Annotated in this window: 17 protein-coding genes and 2 tRNA genes; 2 read left to right on the top strand and 17 right to left on the bottom strand. The window is 64.0% G+C overall.

The features are described from left to right. Positions 1–50: 50 nt before the first annotated feature. Positions 51–839: an HAD-IA family hydrolase gene (locus ACOOHP_RS07035; protein ID WP_420465744.1), complete on the bottom strand. Its 789-nt coding sequence runs from the start codon at positions 837–839 to the stop codon at positions 51–53. 189 nt (positions 840–1,028) lie between these two features. Between ACOOHP_RS07035 and gluQRS the strand changes: the two genes are divergently transcribed. After that, positions 1,029–1,922 carry a tRNA glutamyl-Q(34) synthetase GluQRS gene (gene gluQRS, locus ACOOHP_RS07030; protein WP_420465743.1) on the top strand — a complete coding sequence of 298 codons (894 nt, stop codon included), beginning with the start codon at positions 1,029–1,031 and terminating at the stop codon, positions 1,920–1,922. A 47-nt stretch (positions 1,923–1,969) separates the two neighbouring features. After that, positions 1,970–2,479: a polyhydroxyalkanoate synthesis repressor PhaR gene (phaR, locus tag ACOOHP_RS07025; RefSeq protein ID WP_420465742.1), complete on the top strand. Its 510-nt coding sequence runs from the start codon at positions 1,970–1,972 to the stop codon at positions 2,477–2,479. Between the two features lie 270 nt (positions 2,480–2,749). Here phaR and pnp read toward each other — a convergent pair whose 3' ends face one another. The 16 genes from pnp to greA all read right to left on the bottom strand — a co-directional run bounded on the left by pnp (position 2,750) and on the right by greA (position 18,496). Beyond that, on the bottom strand, positions 2,750–4,858 hold the full coding sequence (gene pnp, locus ACOOHP_RS07020) for a polyribonucleotide nucleotidyltransferase (RefSeq protein ID WP_420465741.1): 2,109 nt from the start codon (positions 4,856–4,858) through the stop codon (positions 2,750–2,752). Between the two features lie 58 nt (positions 4,859–4,916). Beyond that, positions 4,917–5,186, bottom strand: a complete 270-nt coding sequence (rpsO, locus tag ACOOHP_RS07015; protein ID WP_420465740.1) for a 30S ribosomal protein S15 — start codon at positions 5,184–5,186, stop codon at positions 4,917–4,919. A gap of 48 nt (positions 5,187–5,234) precedes the next feature. After that, positions 5,235–6,212, bottom strand: coding sequence for a tRNA pseudouridine(55) synthase TruB (gene truB, locus ACOOHP_RS07010; RefSeq protein WP_420465739.1), 978 nt, complete (start codon positions 6,210–6,212; stop codon positions 5,235–5,237). Continuing rightward, positions 6,199–6,579, bottom strand: a complete 381-nt coding sequence (rbfA, locus tag ACOOHP_RS07005; protein ID WP_420465738.1) for a 30S ribosome-binding factor RbfA — start codon at positions 6,577–6,579, stop codon at positions 6,199–6,201. Before rbfA ends, truB begins: the two co-directional genes overlap by 14 nt. Before the next feature lie 12 nt (positions 6,580–6,591). Further along, positions 6,592–9,306: a translation initiation factor IF-2 gene (infB, locus tag ACOOHP_RS07000; RefSeq protein WP_420465737.1), complete on the bottom strand. Its 2,715-nt coding sequence runs from the start codon at positions 9,304–9,306 to the stop codon at positions 6,592–6,594. Between the two features lie 31 nt (positions 9,307–9,337). After that, positions 9,338–10,825, bottom strand: coding sequence for a transcription termination factor NusA (gene nusA / locus ACOOHP_RS06995; protein ID WP_420465736.1), 1,488 nt, complete (start codon positions 10,823–10,825; stop codon positions 9,338–9,340). Beyond that, positions 10,822–11,274 (bottom strand): ribosome maturation factor RimP, encoded by a 453-nt coding sequence (rimP, locus tag ACOOHP_RS06990; protein ID WP_420465735.1) that lies wholly within the window; start codon positions 11,272–11,274, stop codon positions 10,822–10,824. The genes nusA and rimP overlap by 4 nt, the downstream gene beginning before the upstream one ends. A gap of 91 nt (positions 11,275–11,365) precedes the next feature. Then, a tRNA-Met gene (locus tag ACOOHP_RS06985) sits at positions 11,366–11,442 on the bottom strand. 353 nt (positions 11,443–11,795) lie between these two features. Continuing rightward, positions 11,796–11,880 (bottom strand) — tRNA-Leu (locus ACOOHP_RS06980). Positions 11,881–11,925: 45 nt separating this feature from the next. Next, positions 11,926–12,330 carry a preprotein translocase subunit SecG gene (gene secG / locus ACOOHP_RS06975; RefSeq protein WP_420465734.1) on the bottom strand — a complete coding sequence of 135 codons (405 nt, stop codon included), beginning with the start codon at positions 12,328–12,330 and terminating at the stop codon, positions 11,926–11,928. A 19-nt stretch (positions 12,331–12,349) separates the two neighbouring features. Next, on the bottom strand, positions 12,350–13,114 hold the full coding sequence (gene tpiA, locus ACOOHP_RS06970) for a triose-phosphate isomerase (protein ID WP_420465733.1): 765 nt from the start codon (positions 13,112–13,114) through the stop codon (positions 12,350–12,352). Positions 13,115–13,135: 21 nt separating this feature from the next. After that, positions 13,136–14,482: a phosphoglucosamine mutase gene (gene glmM / locus ACOOHP_RS06965; protein WP_420465732.1), complete on the bottom strand. Its 1,347-nt coding sequence runs from the start codon at positions 14,480–14,482 to the stop codon at positions 13,136–13,138. Further along, positions 14,479–15,270, bottom strand: coding sequence for a dihydropteroate synthase (gene folP, locus ACOOHP_RS06960; RefSeq protein WP_420466955.1), 792 nt, complete (start codon positions 15,268–15,270; stop codon positions 14,479–14,481). The genes glmM and folP overlap by 4 nt, the downstream gene beginning before the upstream one ends. Before the next feature lie 109 nt (positions 15,271–15,379). Further along, positions 15,380–17,305, bottom strand: coding sequence for an ATP-dependent zinc metalloprotease FtsH (gene ftsH / locus ACOOHP_RS06955; protein ID WP_420465731.1), 1,926 nt, complete (start codon positions 17,303–17,305; stop codon positions 15,380–15,382). A 53-nt stretch (positions 17,306–17,358) separates the two neighbouring features. Continuing rightward, a complete protein-coding gene (rlmE, locus tag ACOOHP_RS06950) occupies positions 17,359–17,988 on the bottom strand; it encodes a 23S rRNA (uridine(2552)-2'-O)-methyltransferase RlmE (protein ID WP_420466954.1) in 630 nt (209 codons plus the stop codon). A gap of 31 nt (positions 17,989–18,019) precedes the next feature. Then, positions 18,020–18,496 (bottom strand): transcription elongation factor GreA, encoded by a 477-nt coding sequence (gene greA / locus ACOOHP_RS06945; protein ID WP_420465730.1) that lies wholly within the window; start codon positions 18,494–18,496, stop codon positions 18,020–18,022. Positions 18,497–18,589 lie beyond the last annotated feature (93 nt).

Raw genomic sequence — 18,589 nt, 5'->3', positions numbered from 1 at the left:
GATGACCGAAGCGACGCAGTGTATCGCGCGTCCCTTTCAGGACAACGATCTCAGCAGGTCGGAACGTGGGCGAAGCGCTGAACGGCGCGCAATTGCTCCAGCGTCAGGTAGGGCCCCAGCGCCGGGCCGCGAGCATGCGTCACCGGCTGATCGGGCTCGCCACAACCGTCCAGCACCACACAGGCCGAAGAGAAATCCTCGCCTTCGGTGTTGGCATTGGTGGTGACGATGGTGGGCACACCGGCGGCCACCGCGGCGCGCAGGCCCATCGAGGAATCTTCCAAGGCCACGCACTCGTTGGCGGCCAGGCCCAGCCGCGATAGCGCCAGCAGATAGCTGTCAGGTGCGGGCTTCTTGCGGGTGACGTCTTCGCCGCTGACGACGAGATCGATACGGGTGGCCAGCTCCCGGCCCAGACCGTAGCGCAGTACCGGACGCAGGCTGGCGCGGCTGGCATTGCTCACCAGCGCCACATGCAATCCGGCGGCGTCGGCCTCGCGGATCAGGCGCGCCACGCCCGGACGCAGAGGAATGCGGCCTTTGCGCAGGTAGCGCTGAAAATAGCGGGACTTGAGATCGTGGACTTGCGCCACCCACAGATCGGGATCGTTGGCGTATGCCGCCGTGTGATGCGCCAAGTCGGGATGATGCTGATCGACGAAGTAGCGCAAGCGCTCCTTGCCGCCGGGCAGCGCGAGCAGCTTCCGATAGAGCCGCGGCCCCCAGCGCCAGGTCAATCCCAGTTTGCGGAACGCGCTGTTGTAGGCTGGCCGGTGCCCGTAGCGCTCGGTATCGGCGACGGTGCCGTCGACGTCGAACAACAGGGCCCGCAAGCTCACGACCATCCCCCTGACGGCACCGCGAAGGGCGGTGTCAACCAATGCACAGCGGGTATGGCGGGTTCGGGCATGACAGGGGTACCACGGGAAACTTCACGCAGTATAGTCGAAGTCCCCTGTAGTGGACTGTTTGGCGTTGTGTTTTTGTCGGCCATCTGACACCGTTCACCGCCTTTGTCGGCACCGTCCATGCGCATGGCTTACGTCGGTCGCTTCGCGCCAACGCCGTCCGGTCCGTTGCATTTCGGATCGTTGGTCACCGCGCTTGCCAGCTATCTGGACGCACGAGCGGCGGGCGGCACCTGGCTGCTGCGCATCGACGATCTCGATCGACCCCGGGTCAGGCCGGGCGCAGAGGAGCGGATCCTGTCGCAGTTGAGCGCCCACGCCCTGGATTGGGATGGTCCGCTGCGACGGCAATCGGAACATCGCCCCGCCTACGCGCGGGCCATCGAGGACCTATGCAGGGCCGGCCTGACCTATTCCTGCACGTGCAGCCGTGCCCAACTGCAGGGGCGGCGCCCACCATCCGAGGCTGACGAGGCGGTCTATCCGGGGGTTTGCAGGGAGGCCGGACATCCCGACGTCGGTGCGGCGCTGCGCCTGCGACTGCCGACGGGCAACCTGACCTACGACGATCTGAGCCTGGGTCCGCAGCGCCGGACCTCGCAGCTCGACATTGGCGATTTCGTCATCCGTCGTCGCGACGGCCACGCCTCGTATCAACTCGCCTGCGCAGTGGACGAGGCCGCGCAAGGCATCACCGATGTGGTGCGCGGCAGCGATCTGGTCGCTTCGACCCTGCGTCAGATCGAAGTCTCCCGGGCGCTGGGGCAGCCGCTGCCGCGCTACCGTCACCTGCCGCTGGTGGTGGACGCACACGGCCGCAAGCTCAGCAAGCGCGACGACGCCACGGCAGTGCGCGAAGAAACCGCCACGCTCAACCTGCTGGCTGCTCTGCGCTGCCTGGGGCAGGCAGTGCTGCACGATGCCGAACACCTGAATCCGGCCACCGTGCTCGCGCACGCGATCTGCCGATGGCGCCCGCAAGACATCCCTCCGGATCGGTTGGAAATGGCCTAAGCCTTTGTTCCAAGCCGTTGATTCTGGCATTCTTGGCGCACTGCAACATGGCCGGTCTCATGAGCGAACTGCGCGTCATCAAGAAGTACCCGAACCGCCGTCTCTACGATACGGAAATCAGCCGTTACATCACGCTTGAAGAGGTCCGGCAGCTGGTCCTGCAAAACGTGCGATTCCGGGTCGAGGACAAGCGCTCGCGCGAAGACATCACACGCAGCATCCTGCTGCAGGTCATTTCGGAGCAGGAAGAAGGTGGCGACCCCATCTTCACCACCGAGGTTCTCACCTTCATCATCCGCTTCTACGGCGATCCGATGCAGACCAGCATCAGCCGCTATCTGGAGCTGTCGCTGCAGTTGTTCACCCAGCAGCAGGCCCATTTCGCCGACCAGCTGCGCCAGCGCCTGGGTCAAGCCCAGCAGCCGCTGCACGCACTCAAGGATCTCGCCGAGCGGCAGGTGCCGATCTGGAGGTTGGTACGCAAGGAATTTCTGAAGAATTTGTCGAAAACCAAGAAGCTCAACCCGCTCAGCCGAGCGGACGATCCCGAGTCATGAGCTGCAGCGCGAACAGAGTTTGTCAGGGTCAGGCCACGGAATAGTGCACTGCAACATCGAACCTGGAAAAAGAGAGCGCATCCGCGCTCCTTTAAAAACAGCTCTGGTCTCCTCCAGGCAGGCCTCAGGCCTTCTTCTCGCACCTTACCCCAATCGTGGCGGGGCTTCTTTTGGGCCCGTATCCGCTTATTGACTACGGCTTGACAGGCAACAACATTCGTTGATTTTGCGTGAACAGGTTCTCATCTGCAACCCGTTCACGCATAAAAACTACTCGACATCCACTGCTTTCATTGATAGGCGGATGCGGCCCTGCTTGTCGACTTCGAGCACTTTGACCCGCACCGACTGGCCTTCCTTGACCACGTCCTCGACCTTGTCGACCCGCTTGTCGGCGAGCTGCGAAATATGCACCAAGCCGTCCTTGCCGGGCGAGATGGTCACAAACGCGCCGAAGTCCATCAGCTTGGCGACCTTGCCTTCGTAGATGGCGCCCACTTCGACGTCGCGGGTCAGCGCGTGGATACGCGCGATGGCCGCTTCGGCCTTGGCGCTGTCGGTGGCGGCTACTTTGATGGTGCCGTCGTCCTCGATATCGATGCTGGTACCGGTCTCCTCGGTGATCGAACGGATGGTGACGCCGCCCTTGCCGATGACTTCGCGAATCTTGTCAGGATGGATTTTGATGGTGGTGATGCGCGGTGCGAACGGCGACATCTCCGTGCGCCCGGCGGACAGCACCTGATCCATCTGGTCGAGGATGTGCAGGCGGGCATCCTTGGCCTGCGCCAGGGCCTGCTTCATGATCTCGCCGTTGACGCCGGTGATCTTGATGTCCATCTGCAGCGCGGTCACGCCATTGCGCGAACCGGCCACCTTGAAGTCCATGTCGCCGAGATGATCCTCGTCGCCGAGAATGTCAGTCAGCACCGCGAACTTGTTGCCTTCCAGAATCAGGCCCATGGCAACGCCTGCCACCGGCGACTTGAGCGGTACACCCGCGTCCATCATCGCCAGGCAGGAACTGCAGACCGTGGCCATGGACGATGAGCCGTTCGACTCCATAGTCTCAGCCACCACGCGCACCACGTAGGGGAATTCCTTGTCGAGGTCGGGCATCACCCCCGCCAGGCCGCGCTTGGCCAGACGACCGTGTCCGATCTCGCGGCGCTTCGGTGCATTGACGCGACCGGTCTCGCCCACGCAGTAAGGGGGGAAGTTGTAATTGAGCATGAAGGGCTCGCGCCACTCGCCTTCCATCGCGTCGATGAGCTGGGCGTCCTTGCCGGTCCCCAGCGTCGTCACCGCCAGCACCTGGGTCTCGCCACGGGTGAAGATGGCCGAGCCGTGCGTGCGCGGCAGCACGCCGGCCGCAATGCTGATCGGACGAACCGTGCGCGTATCGCGGCCGTCGATTCTGGGATTGCCCTCCAGGATGCGGCTGCGGACCACTTCGGCTTCCAGATCATGGAATGCGGTCTTGACCTTGTCGGCGACGTGCAAAGGCGACTCGCCGGCGGTCAGGGCTTCGACAGCGCGGTCGCGAACCGCGCGGACCGCGTCCTGCCGCTCCTGCTTGTCGGCGACCCCATAAGCGGCGACGACGTCGCCGCGGTAGGCTCTCAGCGCCTCTGCCAGGCCCTGACCGCTGTCCACCGGCGCCCACTCCCACTTCGGCTTGCCGGCGATCTGGACCAGTTCGTCGATGGCCTGGATCGCCGCTTGCATCTGTTGATGTCCAAACAGCACGGCGCCCAGCATCACGTCTTCGGACAGCTGCTTGGCTTCCGACTCCACCATCATGACGGCGTCGCGCGTGCCGGCCACCACGAGGTCGAGATCCGACACCTTCTGCTGCGATGCCGAGGGGTTGAGCACGTACTGGCCGTCGATGTAGCCGACCTTGGCAGCGCCGATGGGGCCTGCAAACGGCACCCCGGACAACGCCAGTGCCGCCGAGGCACCGATCATGGCGGGAATGTCGGCATCGACCTCGGGATTCAGCGACAACACCACCGCGATGATCTGAATCTCGTTGAGGAACCCGTCCGGAAACAACGGGCGGATCGGCCGGTCGATCAAACGGCTGGTCAGCGTTTCACGCTCGCTAGGACGCCCCTCACGCTTGAAGAAACCGCCAGGGATGCGCCCGCCAGCATAGGTGCGCTCCATGAAATCGACGGTCAGCGGAAAAAAGGACTGATCCGGCTTGGCTTCCTTTTTTGCAACCGCCGAGACGAACACCACGGTGTCGTCCATCTTGACCATTACCGCGGCGGTGGCCTGACGGGCGATGGCGCCGGTTTCGATCGTGACGCTGTGCGCGCCGTAGGAGAATGTCTTGCTGGTCGGTGTCGCAGGAAGTGCGGGAATTCCCATTGTTCAGAGCGCTCTGGTTGACGAAGTTCGAATCGCTGAAAACGAAAAACGCCGCTGGTTAGCGGCGCAATCCGAGCGTGGCGATGAGTTGGGTGTAACGCGCTTCGTCCTTGCGCTTAAGATAGTCCAGCAGACGGCGGCGCTGATTGACCATCTTCAGCAAGCCGCGACGCGAATGGTGATCCTTGGAATGCTTCTCGAAATGGCCGCCGAGATCGGTGATACGCGCCGACAACAGTGCCACCTGCACCTCGGGCGAACCCGTGTCACCCGTACCCCGGGCATGCTGCTGGACCACACCCTGCTTCTGTTCTACCGAAAGAGTCATTGCAACGCTCCAAACCTGCTGATTAATTTCCGTACAAAGCTCGCCATTCTAGCTTTCCGACCCGTTCGCCTCAAGCCAGCGAGCACCCCCCAGCCAACGGCTGGGCACCAAACCCTTCACCGGATCGAGACGGGCAAGCGCCCGCAGCGACCCAAACTCATCGATTACCGCCACCGTGTCGGTGGCCTGCCCGGTCAGCGCCGCCGGAGCGGCGATGGTCTGGCCGCGGGCGACCCGCACCAAGTCCTCACGCGGCAGGTCGACCTGCAGCCAATCGCGCACCGCGGCATTCATCGGCAGCAGGGCGCGATCGAGGTCGCCGGCTTCGGCCAGCGCCTGAAGGGCGTCCACGGTCCACATCGGCTGCCCGCCGAACGGATGGACCTCCAGCCTGCGTAGCTGGCGCAGATGCGCGCAGTGCCCGATGCCGGCGGCGAGGTCCTCGACCAGGGTGCGGATATAGGTGCCCTTGGAACAGGCCACCGAAATCTCCAGCTCGGTGGCCGACAACGGCCGCCACCGCAGTTCGTGAATGCGCACCTGCCGCGCCGTCCGGGCAACGGTCTGGCCATTGCGGGCCAGCTCGTACAGCCGTCGGCCCTCGTGCTTGATCGCCGAATACATCGGCGGCGTCTGGCTGATCGTCCCGGCGAAAGCGGCGCGCACCGCCTCCAGTGCTGCCCAGTCCAGCCCGCCGACATCGGAGGTGGCGACCACCTCGCCCTCGGCATCGCCAGTGGCGGTGCATGCGCCGAAACGGGCTATCGCCACATAGCGTTTGTCGGCGTCCAGCAGCCGCCCGCTGAGCTTGGTGGCCTCGCCGAAACACACCGGCAGCATGCCGGTCGCCAGCGGATCGAGGTTGCCGGTGTGCCCGGCCTTTTCCGCGTTGAACAAACGCCGCACGGCTTGCAACGCGCCGTTCGAGCTCAACCCCAGGGGTTTGTCCAGCAACAGGATGCCGTCGACCGCCCGCCATAGCGATTTTTTTTTGCGCGCTCCCGAGATGGCCCTATTCCTCGCCACGCTCGCGTGCATGCTGATGATCGTCGACCACCGCATCGCGGATCAATTGGGTCAGCCGATCTGCCTTTCGAATCCTTGAATCGCTGCGAAAGTGCAGTTGCGGCACATAACGCAGCCGCAGCCGACGCCCGAGCCCCTTGCGCAGGATCGCCCCGGCACCGGCCAGCGCGCGCACGCTCTGCTCCAGTTCGGCATCGGATTTCAGCGAGCTGACGTGCACGGTGGCATTGCGCAGATCGGGCGACACGTCGACCTCAGTGATCGACACGCCGTCGAGGCGGGGATCGGTCAGGTTCTCAACGATCAACTCCGCCAGTTCGCGCTGCAACTGGGTGTTGATACGAAGCTTGCGTGGGAACTCCTTCATCCGGCGATGCGATCAGGCCACGGCCTTGACGCTGCGACGCACTTCGATGCGATCGAAACATTCGATCTGATCGCCGGCTTTGACGTCGTTGTAGTTCTTCACGCCGATACCGCATTCGGTACCGGCCTCGACCTTGGCCACATCGTCCTTGAAGCGGCGCAACGATTCCAGCACGCCCTCGTAGACCACCGTTTGATCGCGAAGAACACGGATCGGCAGGTTCTTCTGCACACTGCCCTCGATCACTAGGCAACCGGCGATGTTGCCCAGCTTGGAACTGCGGAACACCTCGCGCACCTGCGCGATGCCCACGATCTGCTCGCGCACTTCGGTGCCGAGCATGCCGGAAATGGCGTCGGTCACATCGTCGATCACCTGATAGATGATCGAGTAGTAACGAACGTCGATGCCGGTGTCCTGGATGCGCTTGCGTGCCACGTTATCGGCGCGAACGTTGAAGCCGATGATGATGGCCTTGGACGCCAGCGCCAGATCGACGTCAGATTCGCTGATGCCGCCGATGGTCGACGCCAGCACGTTGACGCGAACCTCGGCGCTGGGGATCTTGCGCAGCGATTCGGCCAGGGCTTCGGCAGAACCCTGCACGTCGGCCTTGATCATGATGTTGAGCTGCTTGCCCTCGCCTTCGCCCTCGCCCATGCGCGCGAAAATCTGGTCCATGCGCACGGTCTGCGACTGCGCAATCTTCTGTTCGCGCTGCTTAGATTCGCGCAGGATGGCGAGTTCGCGTGCCTTGCGTTCGTCGGCCACCACCACGATGTCGTCGCCAGCGTCCGGCACGCCGGACAAACCCAGCACCTGCACCGGTATCGAGGGGCCGGCCTCCTTCACCGGCTTGCCAGCTTCGTCGAACATCGCGCGTACGCGGCCGAAATGCGGTCCGGTCAGCACCACGTCGCCCTGGCGCAGCGTTCCGGCGCGCACCAGCACGGTTGCCACCGGGCCGCGCCCTTTTTCCAGCGAGGACTCCACCACCTGGCCGCGCGCGGGCACATCGACCGGCGCCTTGAGTTCGAGCACTTCGGCCTGCAACAGGATGGCGTCGAGCAGGTCGTCCACACCCTGTCCGCTGACGGAGGAGACCCCGACAACCTGCACGTCGCCACCGAAATCTTCGGCCACGACCTCTTCCTTCAACAGCTCGTTCTTGACCCGCATGAGGTCGGCATCGGGCTTGTCGATCTTGGTGACCGCCACCACCATCGGCGCGCCCGCCGCACGCGCGTGCTGGATCGCTTCGCGCGTCTGCGGCATGACGCCGTCGTCGCCCGCAATGACCAGAATCACCACGTCGGTGATCTGCGCGCCTCGCGCACGCATGCGGGTGAAGGCGGCGTGACCCGGCGTGTCCAGAAACGTGACGACGCCCTTGTCGGTCTGCACGTGATAAGCGCCGATGTGCTGGGTGATGCCGCCGGCTTCGCCCGCCGCGACGCGGGTCTTGCGGATGTAGTCGAGCAGCGAGGTCTTGCCGTGATCGACGTGACCCATGATGGTGACGACCGGCGGACGGGTCTCCAGAGGCACGTCGCGCTTTTCGCCTTCCACTGCCTGGATCAGGCCCTCCTCGAACTCGGTTTCCTTGACCGCACGCGCCTTGTGACCCAGCTCCTCGACCATCAGCACCGCAGTATCCTGATCGAGCATCTGGTTGATGGTGGCCATGACACCGCTCTTCATCATCACCTTGATGAGTTCGGTTGCCTTGATCGCCATGCGGTTGGCCAGATCTGCCACGGTGATGCCTTCCGGCACCTCCACCTCACGCACAACCGGCGCGATCGGCTTTTCGAACTGATGCGCGTTGTCCACCCGCACCTGCCCGGTGGGCTTGCGCTTTTTCTTGTCGCGTTTGCCTCCCTTGCCCTCGGCAACGTGCAGCTCCTGGCGACCGTGCGTGCTGCGACCACGGTCGCGATCTCCGGCTTTCTTGGGCGCAGCCGGGGCCGCCGCCGCTGCGGGCGCTGGCGTCGCAACAGGCACGGGTGCAGCCGCGACCGGCGCATTGGCGCGGGCCTCGGCCATGCGACGAATGTTCTCTTCAGCGCGCCGGCGCGCTGCCTCGGCGTCTGACTTGGCGCGATAAATCGGATCGTTCTTGAGCTTGTCTTCGTGTTCGAGCCGCTCGCGATCGCGTGCCTCGGCTTCCGCCCGGATCGCGGCAGCCTGTTCTTCCTGCTGCCTTCTGGCGGCTTCTTCCTGTTCCTGTTGTGCCTGCTCCTGCGCCGTGGCCTGCGCCTCGGCAGCGGCACGCGCAGCGGCCTGCTGCTCGGCCTGAGCCTGCGCCTCGGCAGCCGCCTCGGCTGCGGCGGCAGCGGCCTCTAGCGTGTCGACCTCCTCATGCTCGATCGCCGGCAGTTCCCCGGCTCCCGGCCCGAGCAGGGGATCGGCTTTGAGCACCCGCTTCTTGCGAACTTCGACGCTGACCGTCTTGGTCGGCAGACCGCGACCTCCGCCGAGCTTGAGTTCCGAGGTTTCCTTGCGCTTGAGCGTGATGCGGTTCGGCGCAGCGGCGCCAGCGGCGGTCGCGCTGATCGGCGCGCGCGTCTTTTGTCGCAGATAGTTCAGCAGCGCAACCTTGTCGGTGGACGACAGCGGCGACTTGGCGTCATCGGCAGCAACGCCTGCCTCTTTGAGCTGAGCCAGCAGCTCGGCGACCGGACGCTTCAGCTCTTCGGCAAAGTTCTGGACAGTTACTGTGGACATAGGGTCTTCGGTTGGATTTGGCGGAGCGGGCTCAGGCGTAAACCTTCTGGCGAGCCGCCATGATCAGGTTCTGCGCGCTGGTCTCATCCAGCTCGGCAAGTTCCAGCAATTCGTCCGTGGCCAAATCGGCCAGGTTCTCTGCGGTGACCACACCGGCCGCCGCCAGCGCATAGGCGAGCTCTTCGCTCATGCCTTCGACCGCCAGCAGGTCTTCGGCTGGCGCCACGTCGGCGGCGCGTTCGGCCTTGGCGATGGCCTTGGTCAGCAGCACATCCTGCGCGCGGCTGCGCAGCTCTTCGACAATAGCTTCGTCGAACTCTTCAATCTGCAGCAGCTCTTCGGTCGGCACATAGGCCACTTCTTCCAGTGTGGTGAACCCTTCGTCGACCAGCACACTGGCGACTTCGGCATCGACGTCGAGCTCGCCCATGAACATTTCGAGAATGCCGCGATTCTCCTCGTCCTTCTTGCTTTCGAGATCGGACGTGGTCATGACGTTGATGACCCAGCCGGTCAGCTCCGAGGCCAGGCGCACATTCTGACCGCCGCGACCGATGGCCTGCGCCAGCTTGTCCTCCACCACACCGATCGACATGGCGTGGGAGTCTTCGTCGATCACCACGTTCTCGACTTCGGCGGGCGCCATCGCATTGATGACGAACTGCGCCGGATTCTCGTCCCAGGGCACGATATCTACACGCTCGCCGGCAAGTTCGTTGGACACGCTCTGCACGCGCGAACCGCGCATTCCGACGCAGGCTCCGACCGGATCGATGCGTTTGTCCTTGGCCTGCACCGCGATCTTGGCGCGCAGTCCCGGGTCGCGAGCCGCACCTTTGAGTTCGATCAGACCTTGTGCGATTTCCGGTACTTCGATCTTGAACAGCTCCATCAGGAACTGCGGCAAGGTGCGCGAGAGAAACAGCTGGGGGCCACGCACCTGCGGACTGACTTCATACAGAAAACCGCGGATGCGATCCCCAGGACGCGCCGGCTCGCGCGGAATCAGGTGCTCGCGGGGCACGATGGCTTCGGCATTGCCGCCCAGGTCGACGATCACGGCGCCACGCTCGAGTCGTTTGATCAGGCCGGTGAGCAGTTCGCCAACCCGATCCTTGTACGCCTCCACCACCTGCGCCCGCTCGGCTTCTCGCACTTTCTGCACGATGACCTGCTTGGCGCGCTGAGCACCGATACGACCGAAATCGACGGAAGCAATCTTCTTCTCGATAACGGCACCGACCTGGATGCCGGGGTGTTCCTTTTCGGCGTAGGTCAGCTTGATCTGACGCTCGGGAAACTCGAAATCCTCGCTGTCGTCTTCCAGGACGGTCCAGCGGCGGAACGACTCGTACTCCCCGGTTTCGCGATCGATCGCCACCCGGATATCGGACTCGTCCCCGTGCTGTTCCTTGGTAGCGGAAGCCAGTGCGGCCTCCAGTGCGTCGAAAATGATGTCTTTGTCGACACCCTTTTCGTTGGAAACCACGTCGGCCATTAACAGAATATTCTTGTTCACGCCTCACCCTCGGCCGTTCGAATTGAGTAATTGGGAACCAGGCGCGCCCGCGCAATGGCCGCGTAGGCCAGTTCGGTCTCGGCGCGGTCGGACGCCAGCCAGACGCTATCGGCCGTGGTTCTGCTGATCCTGCCGACGAAGCGGCGCTGCCCGTTGATCGGCGCGGTCAGCTCGATGCGCGCCTTTTCGCCGGTGAATTTTTCAAAATGGCCTGGCTTGGTTAGCGGCCGGTCCAGGCCCGGCGACGACACCTCGAGCTGGTAGGCGGTCCGGATTGGATCGTCGACATCGAGCATCGCCGCGACTTCCCGGCTGACCGCTTCGCAATCGCCGAGCGTCACTCCCTGCTCGGCGTCGACGTACAGCCGTAGCAGCGCAGCGTTGCCCTGCGCCATGAACTCGAGCAACACGAGTTCGTAGCCGAGAGACTCGACCAGGGGTTCGATCAAAGTTAGTAGCCGATCCTGCAACACCCGCGCTTCACCTGCCAATTCACCAACGAAAACAGGCCCACGCGGGGCCTGTTTGGTACCAAATAATTGGTAGCGGGGGCAGGATTCGAACCTACGACCTTCGGGTTATGAGCCCGACGAGCTGCCAGACTGCTCCACCCCGCACCAGACAGACGACTAGTATATGGGGTGCCCAAAATCGTCGCAACGGGCTGGCAATAATTATTTGCGTTTACTGGAGTTTTCGCTTCGATCGGATTTACCGATCAGCAACACCCAGCCTAAGGCACACTGCCGCCGCAGCCGCCACGAAACGTCGATGCCCGGTGCTTGCCGAGCCACGGTCCGGCGGCAGCTTGCGAACGTGGAGTGGGGACCTTGATTGAGCGCGGACCGTGCGGGTATCTGGTGGTTGTTTCGTCCGCACGCCGGTGACCCACGGCTCGGGCCGGCGATCCAAGCGGGTTCGCGTAGCCTCACCAACCCCCCTTTGCTATGCCTCCAAAACATCACTGTTTTGGTGCCGACGGGGAGACTCGAACTCCCACGACTTTCGCCGCTACCACCTCAAGGTAGTGCGTCTACCAATTCCGCCACGTCGGCAGGGGGCGCGAATCTTAGCGATTCGATTCGCGTTTGTCTCGAACCCTATTGCGGCACGCTGGGGGTATCGCTTTCGGCGGCAGGTTCGGCTGAGGATCCCGACGGGGCTTCGGGCTCGACCGCGGACTCCGGCACCGGGGGCGGCGCCTCAAGGTTGTCTTCCGGGATCACGATATTGTCCTCGATCCCGTCCACCACGCTGCTGCCACCTCCACCGCTACGGTCGTTGACCAGGTACGCGAGAGCCAGACTGCTGATGAAGAAGGCCGCGGCCAGAGTGGCAGTGGCCCGCGTCAGGAAGTTCGCAGCGCCACGAGCACCGAAAACAGTGCCGGACGCCCCGCTGCCGAACGCTGCGCCCGCATCGGCGCCCTTGCCGTGCTGGATCAACACCAGTCCGACCAGCGCGATCGCCACCAAAACCTGCACCACCACCAGTACTGTGTACATTGAATTCGCTTACCCGAAACTATTGCGCCTGTGCGGCCGCACAGATCGCCATGAAATCGCCGCTCTTGAGCGAGGCGCCACCAATCAGTCCGCCATCCACATCCTGACTAGAAAACAATTCGGCCGCGTTGTCCGGCTTGACGCTTCCTCCGTAGAGGATGCGAACCGAGCCCGCGATCTTAGCATCGCGGGCCGCCAGCAGACCACGGATAAAGGCGTGTGCCGCCTGCGCTTGACCGGCGCTCGCGGTGCGACCGGTGCCGATCGCCCATACCGGCTCGTAAGCGATCACCGCGCGGGCGAAGGCGCCAACGCCGACCCGATCCAGCACGGCGCCGAGCTGGCGGGCCAGCACCGTCTCGGTCTGATCGCGATCGCGTTCTTCGAGGGTTTCGCCCAGGCAAAGGACCGGCACCAGCCCGGCCACTTGTGCCACGCCAAACTTGGCTGCCACCACCGCATCGGTCTCGCCATACAGCGCACGACGCTCGGAGTGCCCGACGATCACGTAGGTGCATCCCATCTCGCGCAGCATCGCGGCGTGGGTTTCGCCGGTGAACGCGCCGGTTTTGTCCTGGTCGGCCACATTCTGTCCACCCAGGTTTATGGGATGACCATCGATCAGCTCTCGCACCTGCGCTAGGTACACCGCGGGCGGACACACCAGCACTTCGACGTTGGCGCAGTGTGTGCGTTGGCTGGCGATGCCGGTGATTAGGCTGCGATTGGTCTCCAGACTGCCGTTCATCTTCCAGTTTCCCGCAACAAGGTACTGGCGCTGCATGCGATCTCTCCTTGAGATTTTTCAGGTCGGGTCTGCCGCCTCGCGCACGCGCTCGGCGATGAATTCGGCCACGGCAATGGTCTCCTGCTGATCCTGCGATTCGACCATGACACGGATCAGCGGCTCGGTCCCCGAGGGACGCAAGAGTACGCGACCGTGGCGCCCCAGCCGAGCCTTGGCTTGCGCCACCGCGTCGACCACCGCGGGCGCCGCCATGATCCGCTCGCTTGCCCCCTGTACGCGCAGATTGATCAGCACCTGCGGGCACTTATGCAGGCCCGAGGCCAGTTCGCCCAGACTGCCGCCGTGGTCGAGCAGCGCGACCAGCACCTGCAGGGCGGTGATGGTGCCGTCGCCGGTGGTAGTGCGATCCAGGCACAGGGTATGGCCGGAAGTCTCGCCACCCAGTTCCCCATGGTGCTGCTTGAGCAGCTCCAGCACGTAGCGATCACCGACGCTGGCGCGGTGAAACTCGATCCCCAGCCTTTCGAGCGCAAGCTGCAAGCCCAGGTTGGACATCTGCGTGCCCACCACGGGGCCCCGCAACCGCCCCACCGCTTGTCGATGCCGGGCGATGACGAACAGGATGTCGTCACCGTCGATCCGTTCGCCCTGTTCGGTGACCATGAGGCAACGATCCGCATCCCCGTCCAGCGCGATGCCGACGTCGGCGCCCTGCGCGCGCACCGCGGATTGCAATGCCTCGAGGTGGGTGGAGCCGCAGTCGCGATTGATGTTGAAACCATCGGGCTGGTCGCCGATCACCGTCAGATTGGCCCCCAGTTCCGCGAACACCGCCGGCGCGGTGCGGTAGGCGGCGCCGTTGGCGCAGTCCAGCACGATGCGCAGCCCGGCCAGGGTCCGGCTGACCGGAAAGCTGCTCTTGCAGAACTCGATGTACCGACCCTGTGCGTCGTCGATACGCCGCGCCCGGCCCAGCCGATCTGACGCCACACAGGTCAGCGGAGTGTCGATCAGAGCCTCGATCTCGGCCTCCACCTGGTCGCTGAGCTTGCCGCCGTCGGGACCAAAGAATTTGACCCCGTTGTCATGGTGCGGATTATGCGAGGCCGAGATCACCACACCGGCCTGAGCCCGCAAAGCCCGCGTCAGGTAAGCCACCCCCGGGGTCGGCAACGGGCCCAGCATGTCGCTTTCCACCCCCGCCGCGGCAAATCCCGCCTCCAGTGCCGACTCGAACATATACCCGGAGCGCCGCGTGTCCTTGCCGATCAACACGCGTGCGCCACTCGTGCGTGCCAGAACCCGTCCGGCCGCCCAGCCCAGCTTCAGCGCAAAATCCGGAGTCATCGGCGCGGTCCCAACCGCGCCCCGCACTCCGTCGGTACCAAAATACTGTCGCTTCAAATGTACCTCCCCTTGGCTAGCCGAACCGCAGCCGCTACCCGTACCGCATCCCGGGTGGGCCGCACGTCATGCGTTCGGATGATGGCTGCGCCACCCAGTACCGCCGCCGTCGCTGCTGCAAGGCCGGCAGCCAGCCGCTCCGAAACCGGCGCGTTGCATAACTGCCCCAACATCGACTTGCGCGACAGCCCGACCAGCACCGGAAAGTCCAGATCCACCACCGCGTGCAGATTCGCCAGTAGCTGCAGATTGTGTGTCAACCGCTTGCCGAACCCGAATCCCGGGTCTAGCAGGATGCGGTCAGCCGCGATGCCCGCCTCCACGCAGGCCTGCACCCGTCGCTGCAGAAACGCGCAAACCTCCGCCACCACATCGGCGTAGATCGGCGCTTCCTGCATGGTCCGCGGCTCACCCCGCATGTGCATCAGGCACACCGCCGCGTTTGATGAGGCCGCCGCTGCCAGCGCTCCGGGCGCTTGCAGGGCATGGACATCGTTGATCAGGTCGGCACCGGCCGCTTGCGCAGCGCGCATGACCGCAGGCTTCATGGTGTCTACCGACAAGGGGATATCCAGCTCCGAGCGCAGGCGCTCGATTACCGGGATGACCCGGTCGAGTTCCTCCTGCTCGCTCACCGGTTGCGCACTGGGACGGGTCGATTCGCCACCGATATCGATCAAGTCCGCACCTTCCGCATTCATGGCGCGAGCGTGCGCGCAAGCGGTCTCGATCGAAACGAAACGGCCGCCGTCGGAGAACGAATCCGGCGTGAGGTTGAGGATCCCCATGACCAGGGGCTCCTGCAGGTCGAACCGACGGTTGCCGATGCGGAGCGTCACGCAGAAAAAAGCCGCCGGGCTAGCCGGCGGCTGACATCTTCGCAGTCAATCTGGCGAATCAGTGACTCGCGGGACGCGGCTCGCCCGTCGGCGGAACCGGCTCCACCGGCGAGCCGCCCGGACGCGCCGGTGGAGGCGTGGGGCGACCGCTGTCGTTCCAGCTCTCGGGTTCGCCCGGATCCTGGCCCTGCATGATGCGTGCGATTTGCGCCGAGTCGATGGTCTCGTACTTGAGCAGTGCCTCCGCCATGACATGGAGCTTGTCCATGTCGGCTTCGATGACCGTCTTGGCGCGCGCGTAGTTGCTGTCGATGATCTCGCGGATCTCCTGATCGATCGCAAACGCGGTTTCATCCGAGACGCCCTTGGTCTGCGTCACGCTCTTGCCCAGGAACACCTCGCCATTGTCTTCACCGTACGACAGCGGCCCCAGTTTCCCGGACATGCCGTATTTCGTGACCATGTTGCGCGCAATCTCGGTCGCACGCTCGATGTCGTTGCTGGCTCCGGTGGTGACCTTGTCCAGGCCGAAGATCAGCTCTTCGGCAATGCGCCCGCCGAACAAGGAGCAGATCTGTGAGTTGAGACGCTCGCGCGTGTAACTGTAGCGGTCTTCCTCGGGCAGAAACATGGTCACACCCAGCGCGCGGCCACGCGGAATGATGGTGACCTTGTAGACCGGGTCGTGATCCGGCACGTTGAGGCCCACGATGGCGTGGCCCGCCTCGTGGTAGGCGGTGAGCTTCTTTTCTTTCTCGGACATGACCATGGAACGGCGTTCGGCGCCCATCATGATCTTGTCCTTGGCCCGCTCGAAGTCGTCGTGATCGACCAGCCGCTTGTTGCCGCGGGCAGCAAACAGTGCCGCTTCATTGACCAGATTGGCCAGATCCGCGCCCGAAAAGCCCGGCGTTGCACGCGCGATGATGTCGGGTTTGACGCCGTCATGCAGCGGCACCGCACGCATGTGCACCTTGAGGATCTGTTCGCGGCCGCGCACGTCGGGCAGCGGTACCACGACCTGACGGTCGAAACGGCCCGGGCGCAGCAGCGCCGGATCAAGCACGTCCGGCCGATTGGTGGCGGCAATGACGATGACGCCCTCGCTACCCTCGAAACCGTCCATTTCCACCAGCAACTGGTTCAGCGTCTGCTCGCGCTCGTCGTGCCCACCGCCGAGACCGGCGCCGCGATGACGGCCGACCGCGTCGATCTCGTCGATGAAGATGATGCAGGGCGCGTGCTTCTTGGCCTGCTCGAACATGTCACGCACGCGGCTGGCGCCGACACCGACAAACATTTCCACGAAATCCGAGCCGGAGATGGTGAAGAACGGCACCCCTGCCTCACCAGCGATCGCCTTGGCCAGCAAGGTTTTACCGGTGCCGGGCGAACCCACCATCAGCACGCCGCGCGGAATCTTGCCGCCAAGCTTCTGGAACTTGCTGGGGTCGCGCAGGAAATCGACCAGCTCTCCCACTTCCTGCTTGGCTTCCTCCACCCCCGCCACGTCGTTGAACGTGACCTTGACTTGATCGGCGTTGAGCATCCGGGCGCGCGACTTGCCAAAACTCATGGCCCCCCTGCCACCGCCACCGCCCTGCATCTGGCGCATGAAGTACACCCAGACTGCAATCAGTAGCAGGATCGGGAAGGCGTTGAACAGCAGCTGCAGGGGCCACGGCGTACCCTTGGGCTGCTCACCGGTGAACTTCACGCCATTGTCCAGCAAGGTGCCCACCATGGAACGGTTGTCGGTTTCCGGGCTGATGGTCTCGAACCGGGCGCCGCTCTTGAGCTGTCCGGCGATGACGTCGCCGGCGATCCGCACCTCGGCGATCTGGCCGCTTTCCACCTGCTGCAGAAAGTCCGAGTAGGCAATCGGCTGCTGCGAGCGGCTGCGGTTGGCAAAGCTCTGGAACACACTGATCAGGACGACCAGGATGACTACCCAGAGCAGGAGATTCTTAGCTAGATCGTTCAAAGCATCACCCTCGTGACCGCTGTCTGCACACGTCTGATACCGCGTTATGGACCTTACACCCGCTTCAGTCTCCTCGCCAGCAAATACACTTCGCGACTGCGCGCCCGCGAGGCCTTGGGCTTGCGAATCGACACCGAATCGAAATCCTGTCGAAGCCCCTTGAGAAAGGCCTCGAAACCGTCGCCCTGGAACGCCTTGGCCAGAAAATCGCCACCCGGCTTCAGGTGAGCCCTGGCGAATTCCAACGCCAGCTCGCACAGATAGATTTGACCGGCCTGATCCGCCGTCGTGATGCCCGAGACGTTGGGGGCCATGTCCGACAAAACAAGATCGACCGCGCGCGTCCCGATCAGCCCCTCCAATTCCGCCATTACCGCACTTTCGCGAAAGTCGCCGGTTATGACCTCAACCTCTGGCAAAGGGTCCATCGGCAGGATATCCAGTGCGATCAACCTGCCCTGCGGACCCAGCAAGGGTCGCGCCAACTGGCTCCACCCGCCCGGGGCGGCGCCGAGATCGACCGCCACCATTCCAGGCCTGATCAGGCGGTCTTTTTCCTGGATCTCGCGCAGCTTGAACACGGCGCGCGAACGGAAGCCCAGCTTGCGGGCTTCCCGGACATAGGGATCGTTCTCGTGCTCGGCGAGCCAGCGCGTCGAACTCGCACTGCGCTTGCGGCTCACCCGGCCGGTCCCGCAGCGGCAGTCGTGCGGCTCAGAGGTACTCCACCGACAGAATTTCCAGCTCGCGCTGTCCACCGGGCGCGGCCACCTCTGCGACGTCGCCCTCGTGCTTGCCGATAAGCGCTCGCGCGATGGGGGAGTTGTAGGAGATCAGGCCATTCTTGGAGTCGGCCTCGTCGTCCCCCACGATTTGATAGCGGAATTCGTCGTCGGTGTCGACATCCACCACCCTGACCGTCGTTCCGAAGATCACTTTGCCGTTGGCTTCCATCTGGGTCACGTCGATCACCTGCGCGGCGGCGAGCTTGCCTTCGATTTCGGCGATACGCCCCTCGATGAAGCCCTGCTGCTCCTTTGCGGCGTGATACTCGGCGTTCTCGCGCAGGTCACCGTGTGCTCGCGCCTCGGCGATCGCGGCGATCACCTTGGGACGGGCATCCGATTTCAGAACGCGCAGCTCTTCCCGCAATTTGTCCTCGCCACGCTTGGTGATGGGCACTCGGCTCATGATGGTCCTCGCAACAAAAGCGCCCCAGAGCCGCAGCAAGCGCCCCGGGGACAGTCCTGGAGTCCCGCGTCCTGGATTTGCACCGGACGCGGA

It is taken from the genome of Panacagrimonas sp. (assembly GCF_965216805.1).
Lineage (GTDB): Bacteria > Pseudomonadota > Gammaproteobacteria > Nevskiales > Nevskiaceae > Panacagrimonas.
The sequence above is the reverse complement of the archived record's forward strand: the minus strand, read 5'-3'. Positions and strand labels throughout refer to the sequence as shown.